Annotated in this window: 22 protein-coding genes; 15 read left to right on the forward strand and 7 right to left on the reverse strand. The window is 52.6% G+C overall.

What is annotated here, in order from left to right; translation table 11 throughout:
- Positions 1 to 188: 188 nt before the first annotated feature.
- The 8 genes from AACH41_RS08570 to AACH41_RS08605 all read left to right on the forward strand — a co-directional run bounded on the left by AACH41_RS08570 (position 189) and on the right by AACH41_RS08605 (position 9,939).
- Positions 189 to 1,664 carry a cytochrome ubiquinol oxidase subunit I gene (locus tag AACH41_RS08570; RefSeq protein ID WP_338654464.1) on the forward strand — a complete coding sequence of 492 codons (1,476 nt, stop codon included), beginning with the start codon at positions 189 to 191 and terminating at the stop codon, positions 1,662 to 1,664.
- Positions 1,665 to 2,666 (forward strand): cytochrome d ubiquinol oxidase subunit II, encoded by a 1,002-nt coding sequence (cydB, locus tag AACH41_RS08575; RefSeq protein ID WP_338654466.1) that lies wholly within the window; start codon positions 1,665 to 1,667, stop codon positions 2,664 to 2,666.
- Positions 2,650 to 2,829, forward strand: coding sequence for a DUF2474 domain-containing protein (locus AACH41_RS08580; RefSeq protein WP_194747917.1), 180 nt, complete (start codon positions 2,650 to 2,652; stop codon positions 2,827 to 2,829). Before cydB ends, AACH41_RS08580 begins: the two co-directional genes overlap by 17 nt.
- A 331-nt stretch (positions 2,830 to 3,160) precedes the next feature.
- Entirely contained in the window at positions 3,161 to 4,441 is a 1,281-nt protein-coding gene (locus AACH41_RS08585) for a PqiA/YebS family transporter subunit (RefSeq protein ID WP_313988019.1), read from the forward strand.
- Complete coding sequence (gene pqiB / locus AACH41_RS08590) at positions 4,434 to 6,092, forward strand: intermembrane transport protein PqiB (RefSeq protein WP_338654469.1); 1,659 nt, start codon at positions 4,434 to 4,436, stop codon at positions 6,090 to 6,092. The genes AACH41_RS08585 and pqiB overlap by 8 nt, the downstream gene beginning before the upstream one ends.
- Positions 6,093 to 6,103: 11 nt before the next feature.
- Positions 6,104 to 6,709: an ABC-type transport auxiliary lipoprotein family protein gene (locus tag AACH41_RS08595; protein WP_338654470.1), complete on the forward strand. Its 606-nt coding sequence runs from the start codon at positions 6,104 to 6,106 to the stop codon at positions 6,707 to 6,709.
- A gap of 195 nt (positions 6,710 to 6,904) precedes the next feature.
- A complete protein-coding gene (locus tag AACH41_RS08600; RefSeq protein WP_338654472.1) occupies positions 6,905 to 8,473 on the forward strand; it encodes a diguanylate cyclase in 1,569 nt (522 codons plus the stop codon).
- A gap of 248 nt (positions 8,474 to 8,721) precedes the next feature.
- Positions 8,722 to 9,939, forward strand: a complete 1,218-nt coding sequence (locus AACH41_RS08605; RefSeq protein WP_194747922.1) for a cation:proton antiporter — start codon at positions 8,722 to 8,724, stop codon at positions 9,937 to 9,939.
- Here AACH41_RS08605 and AACH41_RS08610 read toward each other — a convergent pair whose 3' ends face one another.
- Positions 9,940 to 10,938 (reverse strand): FAD-dependent oxidoreductase, encoded by a 999-nt coding sequence (locus tag AACH41_RS08610; RefSeq protein ID WP_338654475.1) that lies wholly within the window; start codon positions 10,936 to 10,938, stop codon positions 9,940 to 9,942.
- Complete coding sequence (locus AACH41_RS08615) at positions 10,935 to 11,117, reverse strand: TIGR02450 family Trp-rich protein (protein WP_313988036.1); 183 nt, start codon at positions 11,115 to 11,117, stop codon at positions 10,935 to 10,937. Before AACH41_RS08615 ends, AACH41_RS08610 begins: the two co-directional genes overlap by 4 nt.
- 304 nt (positions 11,118 to 11,421) lie before the next feature.
- Between AACH41_RS08615 and AACH41_RS08620 the strand changes: the two genes are divergently transcribed.
- From AACH41_RS08620 to AACH41_RS08645, 6 genes are all read left to right on the forward strand, one after another.
- Positions 11,422 to 11,691 carry an antitoxin gene (locus AACH41_RS08620; RefSeq protein WP_338654478.1) on the forward strand — a complete coding sequence of 90 codons (270 nt, stop codon included), beginning with the start codon at positions 11,422 to 11,424 and terminating at the stop codon, positions 11,689 to 11,691.
- Complete coding sequence (locus tag AACH41_RS08625; protein ID WP_338654480.1) at positions 11,688 to 12,092, forward strand: type II toxin-antitoxin system VapC family toxin; 405 nt, start codon at positions 11,688 to 11,690, stop codon at positions 12,090 to 12,092. Before AACH41_RS08620 ends, AACH41_RS08625 begins: the two co-directional genes overlap by 4 nt.
- Before the next feature lie 127 nt (positions 12,093 to 12,219).
- On the forward strand, positions 12,220 to 13,233 hold the full coding sequence (locus AACH41_RS08630; RefSeq protein WP_338654482.1) for a DUF4062 domain-containing protein: 1,014 nt from the start codon (positions 12,220 to 12,222) through the stop codon (positions 13,231 to 13,233).
- A 173-nt stretch (positions 13,234 to 13,406) separates the two neighbouring features.
- A complete protein-coding gene (locus AACH41_RS08635; protein WP_338654485.1) occupies positions 13,407 to 14,444 on the forward strand; it encodes a GTP-binding protein in 1,038 nt (345 codons plus the stop codon).
- Positions 14,445 to 14,601: 157 nt separating this feature from the next.
- On the forward strand, positions 14,602 to 15,126 hold the full coding sequence (locus AACH41_RS08640; protein ID WP_194747933.1) for a TIGR00645 family protein: 525 nt from the start codon (positions 14,602 to 14,604) through the stop codon (positions 15,124 to 15,126).
- 179 nt (positions 15,127 to 15,305) lie between these two features.
- Positions 15,306 to 15,623 carry a hypothetical protein gene (locus AACH41_RS08645; protein WP_194747935.1) on the forward strand — a complete coding sequence of 106 codons (318 nt, stop codon included), beginning with the start codon at positions 15,306 to 15,308 and terminating at the stop codon, positions 15,621 to 15,623.
- A 46-nt stretch (positions 15,624 to 15,669) separates the two neighbouring features.
- Here AACH41_RS08645 and AACH41_RS08650 read toward each other — a convergent pair whose 3' ends face one another.
- On the reverse strand, positions 15,670 to 16,149 hold the full coding sequence (locus AACH41_RS08650; RefSeq protein ID WP_338654487.1) for a PEP-CTERM sorting domain-containing protein: 480 nt from the start codon (positions 16,147 to 16,149) through the stop codon (positions 15,670 to 15,672).
- Between the two features lie 304 nt (positions 16,150 to 16,453).
- Between AACH41_RS08650 and AACH41_RS08655 the strand changes: the two genes are divergently transcribed.
- Entirely contained in the window at positions 16,454 to 18,139 is a 1,686-nt protein-coding gene (locus AACH41_RS08655) for a methyl-accepting chemotaxis protein (RefSeq protein ID WP_338654490.1), read from the forward strand.
- Positions 18,140 to 18,265: 126 nt separating this feature from the next.
- On the opposite strand, the gene AACH41_RS08660 is transcribed toward AACH41_RS08655, so the two are convergent.
- The 4 genes from AACH41_RS08660 to AACH41_RS08675 form a co-directional block, all read right to left on the reverse strand.
- Positions 18,266 to 20,146: a potassium transporter Kup gene (locus AACH41_RS08660; RefSeq protein WP_338654492.1), complete on the reverse strand. Its 1,881-nt coding sequence runs from the start codon at positions 20,144 to 20,146 to the stop codon at positions 18,266 to 18,268.
- Positions 20,147 to 20,252: 106 nt separating this feature from the next.
- Entirely contained in the window at positions 20,253 to 20,945 is a 693-nt protein-coding gene (locus AACH41_RS08665; protein ID WP_338654494.1) for a response regulator transcription factor, read from the reverse strand.
- Entirely contained in the window at positions 20,942 to 22,504 is a 1,563-nt protein-coding gene (locus tag AACH41_RS08670; RefSeq protein WP_338654495.1) for a DUF4118 domain-containing protein, read from the reverse strand. Before AACH41_RS08670 ends, AACH41_RS08665 begins: the two co-directional genes overlap by 4 nt.
- Positions 22,505 to 22,519: 15 nt before the next feature.
- The gene (locus tag AACH41_RS08675; RefSeq protein ID WP_194747944.1) at positions 22,520 to 23,437 is read right to left on the reverse strand and encodes a hypothetical protein; all 918 of its coding nucleotides are present in this window, start codon (positions 23,435 to 23,437) and stop codon (positions 22,520 to 22,522) included.
- Positions 23,438 to 23,469 lie beyond the last annotated feature (32 nt).

Consider the following 23,469-nt stretch of genomic DNA (forward strand, 5'->3'; position numbering starts at 1 on the left):
ACGCTCTTACCAACAAGTCATCAAACGGCGTCTCTTTGTCAGGCAAACGCCGAGGATAGATTTTTTTACTTGCAGACGGCCCTGTGGCAAACTTAATGGGCGGAGACACGGTCTATATGGTTGATTTCCGCAACAGCAGGCGATATCCCTCTCCGGCGGCGGGAAGGTAAGGTGGTAGAAAGATCAATATGTCTGATTTGGCACTGACGCTGGCGCGTATCCAGTTTGGTTTTACGATTTCGTTTCACATCATCTTCCCGGCCATCACCATAGGTTTGGCCAGCTACCTGGCAGTTCTTGAAGCACGCTGGCTCATGACCAAACAAAGCGTGTATCTGGATCTCTACCACTTCTGGATTAAAGTGTTCTCGCTATGTTTTGGCATGGGCGTGGTATCTGGCCTCGTAATGGCCTACCAGTTTGGCACCAACTGGGCAGGCTTCTCCAATGTCGCTGGCGGCGTGACCGGTCCTTTACTGGCTTATGAAGTGCTTACCGCCTTCTTCCTTGAGGCGGGTTTTCTCGGCGTGATGCTGTTTGGCTGGAACAAGGTCGGGCCAGGCCTGCACTTTCTGTCAACCTTGATGGTCGCGGTTGGCACCTTGATCTCTGCCACCTGGATTCTGGCTTCGAATAGCTGGATGCAAACGCCACAGGGCTTTGAGTTAATCGCCGGTAAAGTAGTGCCGGTGGACTGGTGGCAGATCATATTCAATCCCTCATTCCCTTACCGGCTCATGCACATGGTCATCGGTGCCTATCTGGCCACAGCCTTGCTGGTGGTGGCGACAGCTGCCTGGCACTTGCTCAAGCAGCGGGATCACGCCAGCATCCGTAAAATGTTGTCCATGGGGTTATGGCTGATTCTGCTGATTGCGCCCTTGCAAGCATTTATTGGCGATATGCATGGCTTGAATACCCTCAAATACCAACCCGCCAAAATCGCCGCGATTGAAGCGCACTGGGAGAACAAAGGCAATGAACCGACGCCGCTGATTCTGTTTGCCTGGCCAGACATGCAACAGGAAAAGAATCATTTTGTTCTCGAAATCCCGGTGCTTGGCAGCCTGATTTTGCGTCACTCATTGACCGAGCAGATTCCTGCACTCAAGCAATTCGCCCCTCAGGATCGGCCCAATGCCAGCATTATTTTCTGGACCTTCCGCGTGATGGTGGCGCTGGGCTTGCTCATGATCTTGCTGGCATTCTCCTCCGTGTGGCTACGCTTGAAACAACAACTGTATCAACAGCCGCTGTTCCTCAAGTTTGCAGTGGCCATGGGGCCTGCAGGCATTATTGCCATCCTGGCAGGCTGGTTCACCACCGAAATCGGCCGCCAGCCCTGGGTAGTGTATGGCGTGTTGCGAACTGCAGAGGCGGTGACGCTGCACCCTGCCAGCGAGGTGGCACTGACCTTGGGCCTATTTGTCATCATTTACCTGTTAGTGTTTGGCATGGGCACGCGCTTCATGCTCCGGCTGCTCAAAGCAGGCCCCAGTACCGGGGAGGCCCTGCACGGCGACGCCATTTCACCGCAGCTTGACCACGCCACTGCGTTTACGCTGGCCCCTGAGTTTCACCCAGAGACCAAGACACCCGCTTCGGCGCAGTCAGCAAAGCACCAGGCTGGCACTCAGGCTGACGATCAATCAAAGGATCAATAAATGGACTTGTCTCTCATATGGGCTGCGATCATTCTGTTTGGCATCATGATGTACATCATCATGGATGGCTTTGATCTTGGCATAGGCATTCTTTATCCCTTTTTTAAAGACAAAAGCGACCGTGACCTCATGATGAACACGGTGGCCCCGGTGTGGGATGGTAATGAAACCTGGCTGGTGTTGGGGGGCGCCGGCTTGCTCGCCGCCTTCCCCTTAGCCTATTCAGTGATTTTGAGTGCGTTTGCGCTGCCTTTGCTGCTGATGCTGATGGCACTGATCTTTAGAGGGGTGGCGTTTGAATTCAGGTTTCGCGCCAAGGACAGCGAAAGGCACTTCTGGGACAAGGCATTTACCGGCGGATCGGTTGCGGCGACCTTTTTTCAGGGCATGACGCTAGGGGCTTACCTGCAAGGGATCCCCATGGCAAACCAGGCCTATGCCGGTGGCTCACTGGACTGGATTTCACCGTTTTCGCTGTTTACCGGCCTTGGGCTGCTGGTCACCTATGCCCTGCTCGGCAGCACCTGGCTGATCATGAAAACCGATGGCGCGCTACAGGCCAGCTGTTACCGCCTGTCAAAACACATCGCCACCGCCTTGTTTGCCATCATTGTCATCATCAGCGTGTGGACGCCATGGATGGATAGCAGCATTGCTGAGCGCTGGTTCAGCATGCCGAATCTGTTATGGCTGTCTCCCGTGCCGTTGCTAGTAGGGTTGTGTTTTTACCGCTTGCAGCGAGCCCTGAGCCAGCAAGCTGAAACCCGCCCGTTCCTTTACACCCTGGCACTGGTTCTGCTGGGCTATGCCGGGCTAGGCATTAGCATCTGGCCTAACATCATTCCGCCCGACTTGCCGATACAAGCTGCCGCAGCGCCGCATATCAGCCAGATGTTTGCATTGATAGGCGCACTGGTGATCATCCCGATTATTTTAATTTACACCGCCTGGGGCTACTATATTTTCCGGGGCAAGGTGAATAGAGATGAGCACTACCATTAAGCACACAACAGGGACAAAGTCTGTTCAGGCAGACACCCCACGCCCCAACTGGCGCAAGCGTGTAGGCTGGCTATGCCTGATCTGGCTCGCCAGCATTGCGGCGTTGGGCGTAGTCAGTTTATTGCTGCGCTTTTGCATGCGCCTGGCAGGCCTGCATACTTAAGAATCTCATCAAAACAGGCGCGCACTCCTCTGCTGAATACGTCGGCTTGTGCACGCCCGGCCACGCATCGCTCAGAAAATCCTTCTTGCCCCCCCTTTCCCCCTGTTTTTTTCACCATGGCGAAAAGGATGAGACAACAGGGATTTCAAAGCGCATATGCGTTGACAAATCGTGTGCATCAAACCGCCCTAAGAGACAATTCCTGTCATCAGTCCATCTTAATGAGTCTCTACAGCACGGAATTTTTCTTGCCTGATCAAATCCAATCCCATTACTATGCATGTATCCAGCCTGTTGAAAAACTGACAATCCGCTGCCTGCAACCCCCTGTATGACGACCCAGCAACCGACAAAATGGCGACGCTTGCGTGCCTGCCCAGCCTGTGACATGGTCAGTGCCATTCCGGTACTGCGGCCGGGTCAGCACGCCAGTTGCCCGCGCTGTGGTCATGTGCTGGCACGCCGCTACCTGCATCCGGTGCAACGCAGCATTGCGCTGGCGGCAAGCGCGCTCATCACGCTGTTGATTGCGGTGGCGTTCCCGTTTATCCGTGTCGATGCCGGCGGGCTGGATAACCAGATCGCACTGTCACAAACCGCCTCCACCTTGTTGCAATCGCATCAACCCATTGTGGCTTTTATTGTAGCGTGCACGGCAATTGTGCTGCCTGGCTTGTACCTGACCGGGGTGATTGCCATGCAGGCCAATGTATTACGCACGGTACCCAAAGCCTACAGTGATGTGATTGCGCGCCTGTTTTCACAACTGCACCCATGGATGATGGCGGATGTTTTTATCGTCGCCGCGCTGATCAGCCTGGTCAAGCTGACCGGCATGGCGGATGTGCATCTGGGCGCCTCGTTCTGGGCGTATTGCGTGTTTGCGCTACTCTTGCTGATGACGACACGCTCGGTGGATATAGACTGGCTGTGGTACCGGCTGGCAGGCGAACCGGAAACCCCGGAAGACATCCGTTGCGGCATCACCGCCGCCGAGCAGCATGTCACCGGCTGCCCGACTTGTGGGCTGATCAACCACCTGGCTAGTCATCCTGATAACGAAGGCCATCATGCCAGCTGCATCCGTTGCGGCACGCTCTTGCATGCGCGCAAGCCGCACAGCCTGCAGTTCACCTGGGCGCTGTTGCTCACCGCCATCATTTTATATATCCCGGCCAATGCCTACCCGATGATGATTACCACCGCGCTGGGGCAAAGCCATGCAGCCACCATTATCGGCGGCATGATGGAGCTCTGGCAGCATGGCTCGCAACCGATTGCGGTCGTAATTTTTGTCGCCAGTGTACTGGTGCCCATCCTCAAAATGCTGGTGTTAATCCTGTTATCGTGGCTGGTCAAACACCCGGGGCCACTTAATGCCCTGCAAAAAACCCGGCTCTATCATCTAACCGAGTTTGTCGGCCGCTGGTCCATGGTGGATGTGTTTGTGGTCGCCATCATGGTGGCACTGATCCAGTCCGGCAACCTGATGTCGGTATTGCCCGGCCCCGCCGCGCTGGCCTTTTGCGCCGTGGTGATTACCACCATGCTGGCCGCAATGGCGTTTGATCCGCGCCTGTTATGGGATACTCAAGGAAAACAACATGACTGATACGTCTGATGACAATTTATTGGCCCGGGTAGGCAAGCAGGCCAGGGTTTCACCGATCTGGATCGTGCCCATTGTCGCGTTGCTGATAGGCTGCTGGCTCATTTATGACAACTATACGCGTGCTGGCAAGCAAATCACGCTCTCAATGTCCAACGCCGAAGGCATAGAAGCCGGCAAAACCAAAATCAAGGTACATAGCGTCGATATCGGTCTGGTCGAGCAAGTCAAACTGTCCGAAGACCTTGGGCACATCCAGGTCATCGCCCGCATCGCACCAGATGCGCAACCGCTGCTGGTCAAAGATACGCAATTATGGGTGGTCAAGCCCCGGATCGGCCTTGAGGGCATCAGCGGCCTCAATACCGTGATCTCAGGCGCCTACATCCAGTTGCAACCGGGCAAGGGTCATGAAGAAACAGACGAATTTACCGTGCTCGACCAGCCCCCCATTTCATTGAATGGCGCCGGCGGCGTACATATTAATTTGATCGGTACCGTCGGCAACGCCTTGCGCATTGGTGACCCGGTCACCTATCAGGGCCTGCGCGTGGGCCGGGTGGCAAGCGCCACCTTTGATCCCAAGCAACGCAAAATGCAGCATGAGTTGTTTATCGAGCAGCCCTACGACGTGTTGATCACTGAAAACACGCGCTTCTGGACCACCGTTGGCATAGACCTCAAGCTGGATTCCGAAGGCTTCAAGGCCAGCATCCCCACCGTGGAGTCGCTGATTGCAGGCGGGGTTAGCTTTGGCCATGCCGACAACCGGCCCATGGGTAAACCGGTGGCGTCCGAAACCACCTTTGAGCTGTATGCCAATGAAGAAGCTGCCCGCCAGCAAACCTACGACCAATATCTGGAATATGTGCTTCTGGTGGATGATACGGTGCGCGGACTCTCCAGTGGCGCGCCGGTCGAGTTCCGCGGCTTGCGCGTAGGCACGGTGATGCAAGTACCGTGGAAATTCAACTCGCCCGCGCGCAAACAGGACTTCAACTATGCGATTCCGGTGCTGATTCATCTCGAACCTGGCCGTCTGGCAGACAGTGGCAAGGCAGACCTCAACGAGTGGAAATCGCGCCTCGGCATCATGCTCAAAAACGGCCTGCATGCCACGCTCAAATCTGGCAACCTGCTGACAGGCTCGTTGTTTGTCGACTTGAACATGGACAAGCATGCACGCAAAGTCAACTACAAAGCGCAAACCTTTGAAGGCTTGCCTGTGTTGCCGACTAGCGCGACCAGCTTGGCACAGATCGAACAGAAACTGTCTGATCTGCTGGATAAACTGAATAAGCTCAATGTGGAGCCAGTATTAAGCGGCCTCGATAAAAACCTGCAACAATCCGAGCAAACCTTGCGGGAGATTCGTGCGCTGAGCCAGCAAGTGAACCAGTTTGTGGCACAACCAGAGTTCCAGCAAATGCCGGCCAACCTGAACCAGACCATGCAAGAACTGCGCACCACCATCAAAGGCCTGTCGCCCGAGTCACCGGCTTACCAGGAGCTGAGCAGCACCCTGCAACGGCTGGAAAAGGTCTTGCGCGAAGTCCAGCCGCTGGTGCGTACGCTGAATGAGCAGCCCAATGCCATCCTGTTTGACCGCAAACCCGGTAACGACCCGCTGCCACTGGCACCGGCAACTCCATAAGGACAGTTTTCATGCATATGCCTTTTTCTTTCTTGCGTACGACAATTTGTCTGCTCTGCAGCCTGTCGCTGACCGCTTGTCTGGGCAACCGCCCGCCAGTCAATACCCAGCGCTACAGCCTGCCAGAAGTCAGTCTGCCAAATACCACCACACCCCCTACGCGCATCCTTATTCTGGGCAATCTGGTGCTGGCCGATGCGCTGGACAGCGACCGTATTCTGATCCAGCTCGATGACATTACCATTCAGCCCACGCGTGACCATTTATGGAGCGCTTCGCTGTCTGAAGAACTACGGCAAGGCCTGCGCAGCCGGCTCGCCCAACGCCTGCCAGACACGCTGGTCACCGATGCCTTGCCCGGCACCAAACTGCAAGCCAGCCGCTTGCAATTGCGCATAGATCAGTTTCAAGGACATATGCGTGGCGAAGCGATCATGAGCGGCCAATGGCAATGGCTGTCCGCCGATCAACGTCCGCTCAAAATCCAGCCGTTTCAATTTACAACCCCGCTCACAGAAAACGGTTACCCGGCGCTGGTACGCGCACTGGGGCAAGACTTGGACAAATTATCTGACCAGATCGCCAGCCAGATCAAAGCAATGCCAAGCCAACCCTGAAACATGAGTTAGTACACCACCCCCTTTCACTCAAACAGCGTCCCAGACAAGGGCGCTGTTTGGCCTATAACTCATCACCCGCAACCACACCTTCGTTAGTAATTCTTTGCGTTTCTTAATCCATTTCCCCACAAGAGAGACAGGAACTTTTCAGGTAAACTGGCTTGTTAGATTTACTCTTGATGGATAACAGTCTTGCAACGCTTTCTCCTCTGTGCCCTGATGCTGCTCTTGACCTGGCTGCCCACGCAAGCCCAGGCTGACGCGCAATTGTCGGGCACAACCTGCATGAGCAGCGAGGGCGAAATCGTAGGTAATATTCCGCTGCAAGGCGGCCGCTTTGTGTGTCAGGGCGTGCTCAAGATCACGCAGGCCGGTCAGTATGTGATTGACTTTAAAAACACCTCTACCCTGGCCCAGTTCCAGCACGAAATTTCTGATGGTCACCACACCATGCATGTGCTGTCAGGCGGACTCAGTAGCGAGCATACCGACCAGCTTCTGCTCAGGCATGGCCGCCTCGTAGCACTGCAGCCGGGGACCTACCGGCTCATTACCTGGCTGCAATCCCCTTATTATCTGGCGCAACCAGAAGTGTTTGTGACTGACCTCGCCAGCCACCAGCAACAAACCAATGTCAGCACTGCCGTGAGCCTGTTGCTGCTCGGCATTTTGCTGGGGATTTTCAGTTACTACATGGCCATCGGCATCATGCCCGGCCACGTCACCGAGCGCATGTATGCCTTGTTTATTCTGGGCAACCTGATTTTTCAAAGCGCGGTGCTCGGCCTGTTCAAGCAATTGTTTGACTGGCACTGGTTCTACCTGACCAGCCTGCCTATCCTGTTTTCCAATCTCGCTTATATCAGCTTTGTCTGTCATTTACTCGGCATCAGCCCGTTTCGCCATAGCCGGCTTTATCAGGTTTCGATTGCGGCCAGGCTGACGCTACTGGGGCTCATGGTGTTCGCCATGATCTACCCCAACTGGATGCTGGAAATGGACAGGCTAGGCGTGGCCATTTTTCTGGTCTTTGGCCTGGTGTGTGGCATCCGTTTGAGCTTGCAAGGTCAGCGCGTGGCGCAGTTATACCTGCTGGCCATTTCCATTTTTGGCGTGCTAGGTGGTTTGACGATTACCGCAGATCGCCTCAGCTCAAACGCCTGGACCGTAGAGCAACTCGGCCTCATCGCAGTGACCGTGGAAGCCGTCGCGCTTTCACTGCTGGTGGCATACCAGATCAACCGTCTGCACAAAGAAAAAGAACACATGCTAGCCGAGCTCGAATCCACGCGCTCGCTGGCCATGACAGACCGCCTGACTGGCGTGCCCAACCGGCATGCGTTAGAGAATCAGATGCTGCATTTCCCCGAGCATGGTTGCCTGATGTTCCTTGATATCGACAATCTCAAGCATGTCAACGACCAATATGGCCACGAGGCCGGGGATCAACTGCTCAAGAGTTTTAGCCGCATCCTGACGAACAAGCTGGATACGCATGGCAAGCTATACCGCCTGGGGGGTGATGAATTTGCCATCGTCTGCCATGAGGATGATGTGGAATGGTGCCAGCACCAGTTGGAATACACGCATTTGCACCTGCAAAAAGAAGGCATCGTTGGCGCGGGCACCAGCGTAGGCATCGTGTTTGCCCACGAAGCCACAGACACCGAATCGCTGATGCGCATCGCTGACAAACGCATGTATGCCGATAAGCGCGCACGCAAAAATCGCAAAGAAATGGTCCAGGTCTTTACGCACTAAGCCTGCGCAACAAAGCGCCGTTGGTTTTTTTGCGACGTCATTGACACAGATGCAACCCTGAACGCCAATGCGCGCCCTGATACATGCCATCCGCACCTAAATCCGTTACACTCTATTCTGCACGCGCGCTATGCTAAGCCTGCACCGTCCGTGACTTTAATCTTGATGGTTCAAACCAAAAGAAGTCCTCGCGCAACGACCCCATTGATCTTGCCTTATGGCGCGCTGCCCAACCATAAGAGAAACCAATGCCATTACTGACATCACTACTGATTCTGATCGTCACCGCCCGCCTGCTCGGGCAAGTCTTCAGTCGCTTTAGCCAACCCGCCATTATTGGCGAAATGTTGGCCGGGGTGTTGCTTGGCCCCAGCCTGCTCAACCTGATCACGCCCAGCCCAGCGCTGTCTGGCATCTCTGAGTTTGCCGTGTTCTTAATCGTGCTGTCGGCCGGGCTGGAGATGAACTTCAAGGAGGTCATAGACTCCATGCGCGGCAAAGGCGCTGTCATTGCGCTGCTGGGCTTTTTATTGCCACTCACGGGCGGCATTCTGGTCGGGGTCGGCTTTGGTCTGGATGTCAGCCGTACGGTGTTTCTGGGCCTGTGTGTCTCGATTACAGCGCTACCGGTCACTGTTAGCATTCTGCAAAGCTTCAAACTGCTGGACTCCACCATCGCACGCTATTCAGTCGCCACGGCGATCTTTAACGATATCGCCGCGCTGCTGGTGTTAGGGGTGATTCTCAACCTGCCCGAGCAAAAATCCTATCAGGCCGTGGCCGCTGCCACGTTTAACGCGAGCTGGAAGCTGATTTTGCTCATGACGCTGATTGTCAGCATTAGTGTGCTGATCAAGCAGGTCATTCAAAGAGGCATTCTTATCGACCAACTGTCAGAAAAGCTGGTCACCATCATCGGCAACGAGGCCCTGTTCGGCTTGCTGCTCCTATTGGTACTCGTATTTGGTTCAGTCAGTGCCGCGCTCGGGTTTCACTTTATCATCGGCGCCTTCTTTGGTGCCCTGCTCATAGACCGCACCTTCTTTTCACCCGAACGCTACAAAGAGCTAGAGCTCACCTTGAGCTCCATCACGGGTGGCTTTCTGGCCCCGGTATTTTTTGCCTATCTCGGGCTGGAATTCAAAATCCAGGTCATAGATTCAGTCTGGTTTGTCGCTGTGGTGCTGGTGGTGTCGATTGTGACTAAAATCCTGGCCGGCTGGCTGGGGGGCCGTCTCATCGGCCTGAGCAAAAGCGATGCACTGGGCATCGGCTTTATCCTCAATGGCCGCGGCGTGATGGAACTGGTCATCGCCAGCATCGCCTACGAACGCGGCTTTATCGGGCAGGACTTGTTCTCAGTGCTGGTGTTGATGGGCGTGGTAACAACACTGATCACGCCGCTCATGTTCCGCAAATGGGTGATGCCAAAACTCCCCAAGACAACGAATACAAGTAATCCTTAATCAATAACAAGGCTCGCAGGTTTTTATCATCGCCTGCGCGAGCTGGTAGCCGCTCATCCATGCGCCTTCTACCTTGCCGCCATTGAGCCAGTCGCCACACATACCCAGTTGCTGGGCGGCATCCCAGGCAAAGCCCTGGTGCAGATAATTGGCACAATCCGCATAGCGCCAGCGGTGCACACTGTGTTCCATGGGCGCTTCACCGCCCAAGGCCTGGAATGCCGCCAGCAACGCCACCGCAACCTCCTCTGGTGCAAGCTCAATATTGGCCTCGGACCATTCAGCGCTGGCATGCAATACCCAGACCTCTTTGACCGCACTGCCCTCAGGCAAACGCCCCGGCTTGCTACTGTCTCTTGCCACCCAACTCAGCGGTCCCGCATTCACGAACAAGCCATCAAACGGCAAATCCAGCGTATGCGCATAGCGCCCCATCAAGGCCCAGCAACCGCGCATTTTTACACTGGCCGCCAGCGCCTGCATCTCCAGATTAAAGCCTAGCAGCGCCTGTGCCTGCGGTGCCGGAATCGCCAGCACAACCTTGTCAAACACCTGCGGATACGCGCCGTGCTCTTTGCTGTGCACGCGCCATTTACCCTCGGCAAAGGTAATCTGCTGCACCGTCTGCTCCAGCTCCACGGTTAAAGACTGCGCCATCTGCCGCGCCGGTCGCGTATTGCGTGGCACACCAACATAACGCTGCTTTTCAGACTGTTTGGCGCGTAAACTCACCTCATTCGCCTCATGAAAGCGCCCTTGCCACTCAGCTACCACGCCCGCCTGCAACCACTTTTGCACCTGTGTCACAAACGGCTGCTGGCTTACCGTAAAATACTGTGCGCCATGGTCACACTGCCAGCCCTCGCCCAATCGCGTAGACACGCGCCCCGAAGGCCCACGGCTCTTTTCAAACACCGTCACCAGATAACCGGCCTGTTGCAACGCCTGGCTGCAAGACAAGCCCGCCATCCCCGCACCAATCACCGCAATATTTTTCACGCCACCCACCCCTGTTTCCACACTGCGCGGTCTTGCAACGCATGCCAGTCAATCACCTGCACGCGCCCAGTCATGACCGCTTCTAACTCAACGGTTTCAATCACTTGCGTCTCCTCGTCACCCATCTTCTCATCGCTTACGATGAGCTTGGTCACCATAAAGTGTTTTTCTTTATTCACGGGCTTTACCGCTGTCCACTTAGAATGTAACAGCTTTTTAGGATTAAGCCGCAATGGTTTTGTTTGCATGATCGTGTGACAACGTAAATCCAACAATTTATCCACTATTTAGAGAGATTTCTAACGCATGCTAACCGTTGCAAGCCCCCCCTGAACTCGGGATTGAGCAGCCCACTGATTTGTCAGTCCTGCACCGCAAACCAAATGCAAGAGTTTTACGCTCAAAAAGCCATGGCTCTCTTAGTGATTGACGTTCGCAAAATATGGCATATACTAATTGTATATGCAAAAAGGAGCACCTATCATGTCAAGTCCATCCAAAGCACCTCACCGAGAAGCCAAGCTGTTTCGCAACAACCGCAGCCAAGCTGTTCGCATCCCGGTTGAGTTTGAGCTACCAGGTGATCGTGTATTAATTCATCGTGAAGGCAACAAGCTGATTATTGAACCAGTAGCACGTCCCGCCAACCTCGCCGAACTCCTGGCGCAATGGCGTCAGGAGCCACCACTCGCGCCAGAAGATCAATTCCCGGATATTGAAGATATGCCCGCCAAGCCGGAGGACATATTTTGAGTGGCTACTTGCTAGACACCAATATCATCAGTGACTTGATACGCAATCCATCAGGGGCCGCCGCACGCCATATTGAGCAAGTTGAAGCTAAAGACATCTTTACCAGCATTATCGTCGCCGCCGAGCTGCGTTATGGCTGCGCAAAAAAAGGATCAGTCAAACTTACAGAAAAAGTAGAAAATCTACTCGCCACCATCATGGTGCTCCCATTAGAGAACCCAGTGGATACCGAGTATGGACGCATCCGCGCAGAATTAGAAGTAGCGGGTCAAACCATCGGCATGAACGATTTACTGATTGCTGCACAAGCCTATACTTTGAACCTAAGACTGATAACGGATAACCTACGAGAATTTAGCCGCATTCGCGGCCTCAAAGTTGAGAACTGGCTTGAGCGATAACTGATGAAGGTTTTAATTTTACTCTGACCCGAATTAATATGAAATTTATATTAATATCCGTAATTAATTGTACTTTCAGCGCCACCCCACGTAGCATGACTAGGGGAAATTTTTGTATGAGGACAATATGGCAAGACCGCGAGTTTTTGTTAGCTCTACCTACTATGATTTAAAAGCTATTCGTGAGGATATCGACAGATTTATCAGTAGCTTAGGTTATGAGCCAGTCCGCCACGAACGAGGCCACATTTCCTATGGTCGAGAAGAAAAGCCAGAGGCTTACGCATACAAAGAGATCGAATTTTGTGACGTTGTCGTTTCAATTATTGGGGGTAAATATGGAACTTCATCAGCAGATTCAATTTACTCTATTAGCCAAACTGAACTAAAAAAAGCTATTGAACTCGGTAAGCAAGTTTATATTTTTGTTGAAACAGGTGTTTTATCTGAATTCAAATATTACCAACTCAACAAAGAAGTTACAGGCGTCAAATATTCTGCTGTAAATGATCAAAAAGTATATAGTTTTCTTGAAGAGATATATGCCTTACCAAAGGGAAACCCCATTTTTTCATTTGAAACAGGCTTAGATTTAACAACAATTTTACGTGAACAATTGGCTGGCTTATTCCAAAGGCTTCTTGCCGAAGACGCAAACAAAAGTCAAACAAGCCTCATTCAAGAGTTACAACGCAACTTACAAACAGTTGATCAATTAGTCAAATTTCTTACTGAAGAAAAATCAAAAGGTGATAAAGCTATTCAAGAGATACTTTTTAGCAACCATCCAATATTTGATTCTATTAGAACAGCTACTAGAAATAAGTATCGTATATATTTCACGAATATTAACGAATTAGATGAATGGTTAGATGCAGCAAGATCATTTGAGAGAGTCACTGACGAAGATCTAATTACCGATCCAGATTTTTTTGAATGGTCACGAACTTACCCTAATCAAAATGCTAAGGAAACTCAAATCTTATGGGTTTATAAAGACCTATTTGATGAAAATGGCAATTTAATTTCATACACAAAATCAGAGTGGAAAGACAACTGGGTCAAACTTGAACGAAAAGAACTTAAAATCCTCAAGAAACCAAGCGCATTTGATGATTTCGATGACGATATTCCGTTCTAAAACCTATTAAGTATTAATTGAGCTATGAATCTCCAAAAAGTCTGTTCAGTTGGGGTTAAGTTACTTCCCACTCTTGTGATTGACTGCTAAAACTCCATATAAGTCGAAACACTTAGCAACCCCAACAATCATCCGCGTTAAAATACAGCCACACTTGTTTTATTAGAAATCATATGGATAAACGCATCCCCGTCACCCTGCTCACTGGCTTTTTAGGCAGCGGCAAAACCACCCTGCTCAACAAGCTGTTACATAACCCGGCCATGAAAGACACCGCCGTGATCATTAATGAACTCGGCGAAGCAGGTTTGGACCAGATTTTTGCCAATAGCCAGATTTCGCAAACCATTGAGAGCGAGCATATTGCCGATAACACGGTGTTATTGAGTTCTGGCTGTTTGTGCTGTTCACTCAAAAACGAGCTGGCTGACACCATGCGCGATTTGTTTTTTAAGCGGAGTTTGCAGGCGGTGCCGGAGTTTAACCGCCTGGTGATTGAAACCACGGGCATGGCTGACCCTGGCCCGATTTTGGCTAACCTGATGAATGAGCCGGTGATTGAATCGGTGTACCGCTTAGACGCAGTGGTGGTAACGATTGATGCGGCGTATGGTTTGCAGCAGATTGCCGAGCAGAAAGAGGCGCTTAAACAAGCGGCGGTGGCGGATGTATTACTGATTACCAAGCGTGACACGGCCACGCAGGAACAGATTGAAGCCTTGCAGGCCAAGCTGAGCGAGATCAACCCGAATGCGACCCAGCAGTTTGTGTTGCATGGTGAGATAGACCCGATGCAGATTATTGATGTAGGCTTGTTTGACTTTGCCAGCAAGCAGGCCAACCCGCAGCGCTGGTTGCGGGCGCCTGCCAGTGGCTTTAGTGCGGCGAAAAAAGGCACTTTACCCAAAGCGCCTGCGCATGATGGGGTGAGCACGTTTACCGTGTATTTACCCAAGCCGATGGCTTATGCGGATTTTAAAAGTGTGATTTTAAAGCTGTGCCAGACGCATGGTGAAAAGCTGCTGCGCATGAAAGGCATTTTGCATGTAGAAGATGCGCCTGCACCGCTAGCGATTCACGCCGTGCACTTTACGCCCTATCCGCCCACCTTGCTTGAGGGCTGGGATGAAGATGAGCCAATTAGCCGTGTGGTGATTATTGGCAAGGGGATTGATGAAAACGCTGTGCGCGACATGCTGACACAGTTTTAGGAATGAAGTGATTTAACAGGCGAATCGCTGTGTTGCGCGGTACGCGAAATCCTCATGTACTACAAGTACACTCCGGTTTCTGTGTTCCGTGCGCCTTGCGCTTCATCCTGCAAAATCATTCATTGAGAAAAATTAGTAGTTTCTATTTGGAGTTTTCATGGCGAAGTTTTTGGAAAAAATTTTAGAGAGTTTGATTTTTAAGAGCCGCTGGCTGATGGCGCCGATGTACCTCGGCCTGGTTGGCGGGCTGGTCATTTTACTGGTGAAGTTTGGCCAGGAGTTTATGCATATTGCCGGGCATCTGGGCTCGCTCACCGAGCAAGAAACTGTGCTCTCGCTATTGGCGCTGGTGGATATCACCTTGGTGGGTAACTTGCTGATTATGGTGATTTTTAGCGGGTATGAGAATTTTGTCTCACGCATTGATACGGCGGACAGTGAAGACCGCCCTGAATGGATGGGTAAAGTCGATTACTCCGGCCTGAAACTCAAACTGATTGGCTCGATTGTAGCGATTTCTGCCATCGACCTACTCAAGGCCTTTGTACACCAAAGCTCGGGCACAGCTACGTTTAGCACCGAGCAAATGGCCTGGCTGGTCGGCATCCACCTGACTTTTATCATCACCGGCGTGTTATTTGCCTGGATGGATAAAATTGCCGGACATGGGGATGACCACTAAGCCCTGCCCGGCTTGACTGAACAGCGTTGCTTGTCTTTAAAAGGCTAAACTACAAAACCCGCTGCGGCGGGTTTTTTGTTGCCTTAGAAACCCATTAAATCTTGCAAAAATAATAGCCTTAAAGGAACCAGTTAGCTATCGCGTTAATCATATTAGCAACTTTACTGGGGTGGCTAACTATGAAAATTCCTGTCTTCACTTTTATTGTTTTTTTGATTCCATCACTGTATCAAAACACGCATGCAGACGAACATGCGACAACACCGGATTGCAACAAGCTGCCGCCTAATTACAGTTTGAGCTATCTGGATGAAAACACCGATGGTGTGATTTCGTTACAAGAGTATTTGCAAGGCGACCCGACGCATCAGAAAAAGATGTTTGAGCATATGGATGCCAATCATGATGGTGTGCTGGATGTGGCGGAGCAAAAGGAAATCGAGCAGGTGTATCAACTCATGCATGAAAAGCGTGCAGCGGGGAGCCACAAAACCTGAGCCAATAAAAAAGCCCCATCACTGGGGCTTTTTTATATGCGGCTGATTAAGCCTTTTTAAAACGGCGGGCGACAATCGCGCCCAATCCTACGAGCATCAAGGCCATGCTCTCTGGCTCTGGCACTGGGGTGACAACTGAGGAAAATGGCGTCAAGTTCGCATTGAAGCTGTAGTTACCACCACCATTGATGTTGAATCTCAGGCTGTAAGTACCTGAGGCCAGGTTGCTAAAATTGAAGCTATAGACATCACCGCTGGCAGCAGTAAAATCTGCCAGACCTTTAATCAGCGTATTGTTTTTGTAAAGACCAAAGACAAAGTCCTGGTTACCATTTTTCTGCAGGGCACCGTCTAGGTCGAGTGAGCCCAGCAGATTAAAAGCGGTATTCTGTGGAGCAAAGTCAATGATTTCAGTTTTACCCGAAGCTGCTCCTGGCTCATCGTAGCCATTTGTGATTGTAATCGTAGCTGCATTTGCATTTAAAGCTGCAAACATGACCCCTGCACAAGCCAGTTTCCAAAACATAGTCATATCCTTGATTTAATTAAACATTTACTTCGTTAATCATTATAGATTAAAAGTTTTTTTCATCCAAATAGCCCGAACAGGCTAAACACAGACTTGGTAGCGAGTCATGAAACGACTACAAAGAATATCCCTGCATTTTACCTTTAAACGGAGAAGAAGCGGCAGAATATCTGTTTGATCTATTGAACACAGACACTAACCCGTCTCTTATCCCAGCACGCCTTTACACCTGATTAGTCTCCAATCCTATTGGTATCGCGATAATAATTACAAGATAAATTTATATCAATGAGGGTGAAAAATGGACTGGAATATTTTTAAAAAGCTTAGCAAACAACCTTCTCAGGAAACACTGCTCCGGCAGCTGGATCAAGAAGGACAACTGCGCGCGATTGATAAAGTCATGGGCGTGATTGAGTTTGACCTGGAGGGAAACTTCCTTGCGGTCAACGACAATTTTGCGGCGGTGACGGGTTATAGCAGGCAGGAGCTGTTCGGCCAGCACCATCGGCTGCTGGTGGATGCCGCGTATCAGGCAAGCCCGGAATATCAGGCACTCTGGCAAAAGCTTGTGCGCGGCGAGCCAGATCAAGGCCTATATTTGCGCAAAGGCAAAGACGGCAAACAAATCTGGCTGCAAGCCAGCTACGCCGGACAAATTGCGGCCATTAGCAAAGTGATGGGGGTGATTGAATTTGATTTAAAAGGCACGATCACCCATGTCAATGACAACTTTGCAGCCGTCACTGGCTACCGCCCGCAGGAAATCATCGGCAATCACCACAGTATGTTTGTGGAGTCAGCTTATAAAAATAGTCAGGAATATAAGCAGTTCTGGCAAAAACTGGCACGTGGTGAAGCCGATAACGGCCAATATCTGCGTGTAGGCAAAGGGGGCAAGCAGGTCTGGCTACAAGCGAGTTATAACCCGATATTGGATATGGAAGGCAAACCCTTGAAGGTGGTGAAATACGCGACTGACATCACCGACAAAATGCTAGAAGCACAAGCCATGAAACAGGCGGTTGATGAAACCGGAGAAGTGGTGGCATTAGCTAAAGCGGGTGACTTGACCAAGCGCATCAAGACAGATGACAAACAAGGGGAGATCAGGGAATTGTGCCTGGGGGTCAACAGTATTGTCGACACCATGGCTGAGATTCTCGCTGCCATCAAAATTGCCGGAGAAACCATCAAGACCGCCGCCAGCGAGATTTCTGTGGGCAATAATGATTTGTCTCAACGTACCGAAGAGCAAGCCAGCTCGCTGGAAGAAACCGCGGCCAGTATGGAACAGATTGCCTCTACGGTAAAACAGAATGCTGAAAATGCCAAACAGGCTAACAGCATGAGCGCGCAAGCCAGCGAAATTGCTGCACGCGGTGGCGAGGTATTTGGCAAGGTGGTCATTACCATGTCCGAAATTACCGAGAGCTCGTCACGGATTGAGGAAATTATTTCAGTGATTGATGGCATTGCTTTTCAGACTAATATTCTGGCCTTGAATGCAGCCGTGGAAGCCGCCCGTGCGGGGGAGCAAGGCCGTGGCTTTGCCGTCGTCGCCAGTGAGGTGCGTAACCTGGCCCAACGCTCAGCCAGTGCGGCTAAAGAGATTAAACAACTGATTGTAGATTCTTCTGAAAAAGTCTCGAGCGGCTCTCAGTATGTCAATCAGGCAGGCAGTACGATGGACGAGATGATAGGCGCGATACGTCAAATTTCGGACTTAATCACTGAAATCACTTCTGCTTCGCGTGAGCAAAGCATAGGCATCGAACAGGTGAATACGGCAGTGACGCAACTGGACGAAGTCACACAACAGAATGCCGCTCTGGTCGAAGAAGCGGCCGCTGCGGCCATGTCACTGGTAGACCAGGCCGAGCAATTAAACGAGAAAGTCAGTCACTACAAATTGAATCACAGTGGCAATACTGCCGGACAACAAAACCAGTTCACGCTACAAAACACTCAAAAAAGACGGGCGTAGCGGCGCATATCAGAGCCACTACCCGTCATGAAACGGATGCCCGGAGCGACTGGGCATCCTTTTTAGGCATAAACGGCTGGCTTCCCCTTGATGCCCTGTTCTGGCTGGCAATCAAGGGGGATCACCCTACAATTGCACGCGGCTACCCAGCTCAATGACGCTATTGGCCGGGATATTGAAAAACTCGACCGCACTGCTGGCATTGCGCGACATCACCGAAAATAACTGGTCACGCCAGCGTGGCATGGCACCGCCTACATCCGGCACAATAATCTCGCGGCTCAAGAAATAAGAATTGGTGAACGGATCCAGCGTCTTGCCATCCAGCGCCACCGAGCGCAAGGCTTGCGGGATATCAGGATGTTGCATAAAGCCATACCGTAACTGGATTTGCCAGAAGCCTTCTGCCAGCCGCGTCACCCTCACACGCTCTTCTGCGCTCATAAACGGCACCTCCTCAAACGTGACATTTACAAACAGGTTATGCTGATGCAGCACCTGGTTATGCTTGAGGTTGTGTAACAGCGCTTGTGGCACAGTCTCAAGATTGGAGACCATGTAAACAGCAGTACGCTGGACGCGGGGCAGCGCACAGTGTGCCAGTGACTCGATAAAAGGCAGCAATTTGGGGTCAGACTGCGCAATGCCGTTGAGCAGGCTAAAACGGCCTTTTTTCCAGGTGGTCATGAACAGGATCAACACCACACTGAGCGCAACCGGAAACCAGCCACCTTGCATAAACTTCATGGAGGCAGAACTGAGCAAGATACCATCTACGCTCGCCAATACGGCCGTCAACAAGCCTGCCAGCCACAGCGGAAACTGCCAGCGCTTGCACATAACGATAAACATCAGGATGGTGGTAATCAGCATGGTGCCCGTCACGGCAATGCCATAGGCCGAGGCCAGTGCCGATGAGCTTTGGAAAGCCAGACAGACAATGATGACGGCGATCAGCAGCGCCCAGTTGACGGAGGGCATGTAGATTTGGCCGGACTCGCTGGCTGAAGTGTGAATAATGCGCATACGAGGCAAAAACCCTAATTGAATCGCCTGACGTGTCATGGAGAAAGCGCCAGAAATCACTGCTTGCGAGGCAATAATGGTGGCCAGAGTGGCCAAAATCACGGCGGGAATCAGCAAGGGCTCGGGAAACGACAGGTAAAACGGATTGTTGACGGCTTCAGGATGATGCAGCAGCAAGGCGCCCTGGCCCAGATAATTTAAAATCAGGCACGGAAATACCAAGCCCAGCCAGGCCAACTGAATGGCCGGACGGCCAAAGTGACCCATGTCTGCATACAAGGCCTCGGCCCCGGTCACGGCCAGCAAGATGGCGCCAATGGCGATAAACACACCAGCCCCGCGTGATTGCAGAAACTGCCAGGCATACTGCGGATGAATGGCCTGCAATACTTCTGGCGCCTGGCTAATTTGCCAGACACCGATACAGGCCAGCGCCAGAAACCAGCTAATGACCACCGGGCCAAAAAAACGCCCGACGGCATGCGTGCCATGGCGCTGAACCCAGAACAAGCCGATCAGGATGCCGATTGAGATCGGCAGCACCTGCGCAGCCAGGGTGGGCGACGCCACTTGCAGGCCTTCTACGGCAGACAGCACCGAAATGGCCGGCGTCAGGACACTGTCGCCATAAAACAGCGCCGCCCCGAGGACGCCGAGTAATAACAGCACAGTGCTACGCTTGTCTTGTGGACGCAAGCTGGAGACCGCCAGCGACAGCAAGGCCATGACGCCGCCCTCGCCTTTGTTATGAGCCCGCAGCACGAGCAGGACGTATTTAAACGTCACCACAAACATGAGTAACCAGAAAATAGACGAAATCGCGCCAAGGATATTGGGCTGGTTGAGCGGCACACCGGTGCTCTCGCTAAAAATGACCTGTACGGTATAGAGCGGACTGGTTCCGATATCGCCATAGACGACACCGATCGCCCCTAAGGCCAAGGCGGCCAGACTGCTTTTTTTGGTGGAAAACGTTTCCATCACATCCCCTTATGGTTGATTGATGGCGCAAGTGTGCAATCAGGCGTATATCAATCGCATATACATGATGCAATGTTTACAACGCCTATGGTCATGGCGACAATGATTAAGCCAGCCGGTAGCCGATCCCCAGCTCAGTTAAGACGACTTTAGGCTCAGCGGGCTGATCTTCGAGCTTGGCGCGTAAACGGCCGATGTGAATACGCAGGTATTGCGTATCGTTGAGATATTCTGGCCCCCACACCGCTTGCAGCAATTGAGCATGGGTAAAAATGCTGCCAGGTTTACTGGCCAGTTGCATGAGCAAGGCGTGCTCGATGGGCGTCAGGTGCAAGGGCGCACCAGCCTTGGTCACAATTCCGGTGGCACGGTTAACGCTGACCCCGGCGTGCTGATACACATGGTCGCGCATTTGCATCATGGCAGAACGCCTCAGGGCCGCCTGTAATCTGGCCAGCAATTCCTGCAAGCCAAACGGCTTCATCAGATAGTCATCTGCGCCCAGATTAAGACATTGCACTTTGTCTGCCTCATCCTGCCGTGCGGACAGCACCAGTATCGGCACGTCGGAATAACTGCGCAAATGCGGAATCAGTTGTTCGCCCTGCCCGTCTGGCAAGCCAAGGTCGAGTATCACCATGGCAAAGCCGCTGGCCTGTCTGGCCTGAGCCAGGTCACGTGCATGCTGCACGTGATAGCCATGCGCAGACAGCGCGGGCAGCAGAAACTGGTAAACACCAGGATCATCTTCGACCAGCAACAGATGTGGGTGCGTAGAGTGATCGACTGGTTGGCTCATCCGGCATCCCCTGCACTCAAGCTGGTGGCGGGCACAAATGGAAACAACATACGCACACAGGTGCGCCTGGCAACTGCCGTTTTATCTAACGGCGCTGCATTTAATGGGGACTCATCTGACTGCTGCGTCAGTTGCAATTGCCCCTGATGCAGCTGCATGATGGTATTGACGATACTCAGGCCCAGGCCAAAGCCACGGCTACCACTGCCCGCAGGACGGCGCGAGTGAAACGAGGCAATCTCGAAATCTGGTGCAAAGCCGGGGCCTTCGTTGATCACAGAAAGTACCAGCCAATCCCCTTCCCTTGCCAGCTGCAATGCCACGGGCGTCTCAGTGCTGCGCCATTGCAAGGCGTTATCCACCAGATTAGAGAGCGCATGCGCCACCAGCACCGCATCCATATGCACCAGCCATTCTTCGCCCTCTGCAACAGCGGCAAAGGCCAGTGATACCGGGGGCGTGCGCTGCAAGTAGCGGTGCATCACATGTTGGATCACCTCTTGCAACGATTGCCATTCGCGATGCAAGGCGCGCTCGCCCGCTTCCAGCTTGACCAGAGTCAGGATATTTTCAGTGGCCTGGCTTAAATAACCGGCTTCTGCCTGGATGCTTTGCAATAACTGTGAGGACTGTGCCGGCGCCAGCGTAATCTGCTGGTCGGCCAGCACATTGGCCGCGCCTAAAATCGCCGTCAGTGGCGTACGCATATCATGCGACAAGGCGGTCAGTAGCGATTTTTTGAACTGGGCCTCAGTGGTCTCGCGGGCGGCGTCTGCCAGGGCAATCTGCTGCCTGAGCTTGAGCGTGGCGTCAGCACATTGCTGTACCAGCCGTTGTAAAAAATGCAGGTCAGGCGCGTGACCGACAGGCACAGCCACCACCAGCACTTCGTGCTGCGGGAAACCAAACGGTAATAAACATTGACCCAGCGCTGGCCAATCCTGAGTGCCTGCGCCGATGGCACGCTGGTAATCGAGTGCCCATTGCACACTGGAAGGCTGAACAAGCAGCGTGGACTCACCAGCCAGGCGCTGCAATTGCATGTCGGGCGCCAATTGCACAACACAAACCTGCCAGCCAAATCCCTGTTGCACATGCTGGCAAGCGGCCTGCAACAACGCTGCAACGTTCAAGTGGCTGGATAACACCTCGGCCAGTGATTGAAAAAAACGGGATTGTTGTGCGGCCAATTGTGCCTGTTGCCTTTGCCGCTTGAGCTGTTGCATGGCTCGGCTCACCGTCAATGCCAGCACGGCAAACACCATGAGCATCACCCACGATTGCAGGCTAGCCACGCGCAAGGTGTACAGCGGTTCAATAAAACAGTAATTGATCAGCAGGACAGCGGCAATCGCCGTCAGCATGGCGGTGGCAAAGTGCAGGAAATAAGCCGCCCACAACACCCATAGCATATATAGCAAGGTGACCAGCGTGACACCCAGGCTGGCAAAATGCCAGACACCCACCCAGGTGGTGAGGGCCATGCCCGACCACAGTACTAGCTGATATTGCCAGTCTGGCCGATGCGACGTTGTGGAGGTAACAAAGCCGTCTGCCATCTGCTGCTCCGGGCGCTAGCGGCCGTAAATATCCTGATTTTTATAATTGGGCCCAAAGAACTCTTTCATCAAAAAGTCTTCGAGCCCCGCGCTGTCTGCAGGCCGCGCTGACAGCGTGACAGTACGGCCCAGGCGGTTGGATATCCAGTCAAAATCACCGTTATAGTGCTCACGGATGATACTGATCATTCGTCTGACCATCACCAGGCGGATATCTTCACCACTGCGCGCTTCCACCTCGTAGTACTGCGTATTGGCCGAGGTGTAATCATTGACCCAGCCCTTGAAGCTGAAGGTTGCATTCAAGGGATCCATGCGGCGGATCTGGAACAAGCCGTTGGTGCCGAACTTGAGATTGTTCATGATGTTTTTGGTACGGCGCTCATCCTCGGAAGGACCACGCTCGGCCGCTGCAGCAGCATCATTGGCCTGTTTGGCTGAGATTTCATCCGCATAACGGTCGGTCTGCTTGCGCTTGATAAAACTTGAAAAGTCTTCCACCGGCGGTGGCGGCAAGTTTGGCGTAGGCTCTGGTCTGGGTTGCGGCTTGGGCTCGGGCAATTTAAAGGCGCTATCCGGCCGCTGTGACTGAATAATCTTTTTAGGCAGCTTGAGCTCAGATTTGGGCGGTGGCTTCGGTTTGGGTTCAGGCCGCGGTTGTGGGGTGGGCGGAATCTCAGGCGGCGGCGAGACCACTTTGGGTTTGGTCGGCGCCGGCACACCCAAGTCGAGCACAATATTCAGTGGCGCTTGCGCGGGCTCCTCAAGCGGCTTGAGCAAATCGAGTAAAAAACCCCAGAACAGGATGGCGTGTATCAGCAGCGACACCAAAATCGCCCACATCAGGCGTGCCGGGATACGCAACACGCGCTCGCGTTGCTTGGGCTTTAGCCAGTTAGGCGTACTAAATGGTTCAAAGGGAGAAGGCTGCATGAACAGGGTTGGTCACAGGTTAGCAGTGGTCA

The sequence above is a fragment of the Methylophilus sp. DW102 genome (assembly GCF_037076555.1).
Lineage (GTDB): Bacteria > Pseudomonadota > Gammaproteobacteria > Burkholderiales > Methylophilaceae > Methylophilus > Methylophilus glucosoxydans.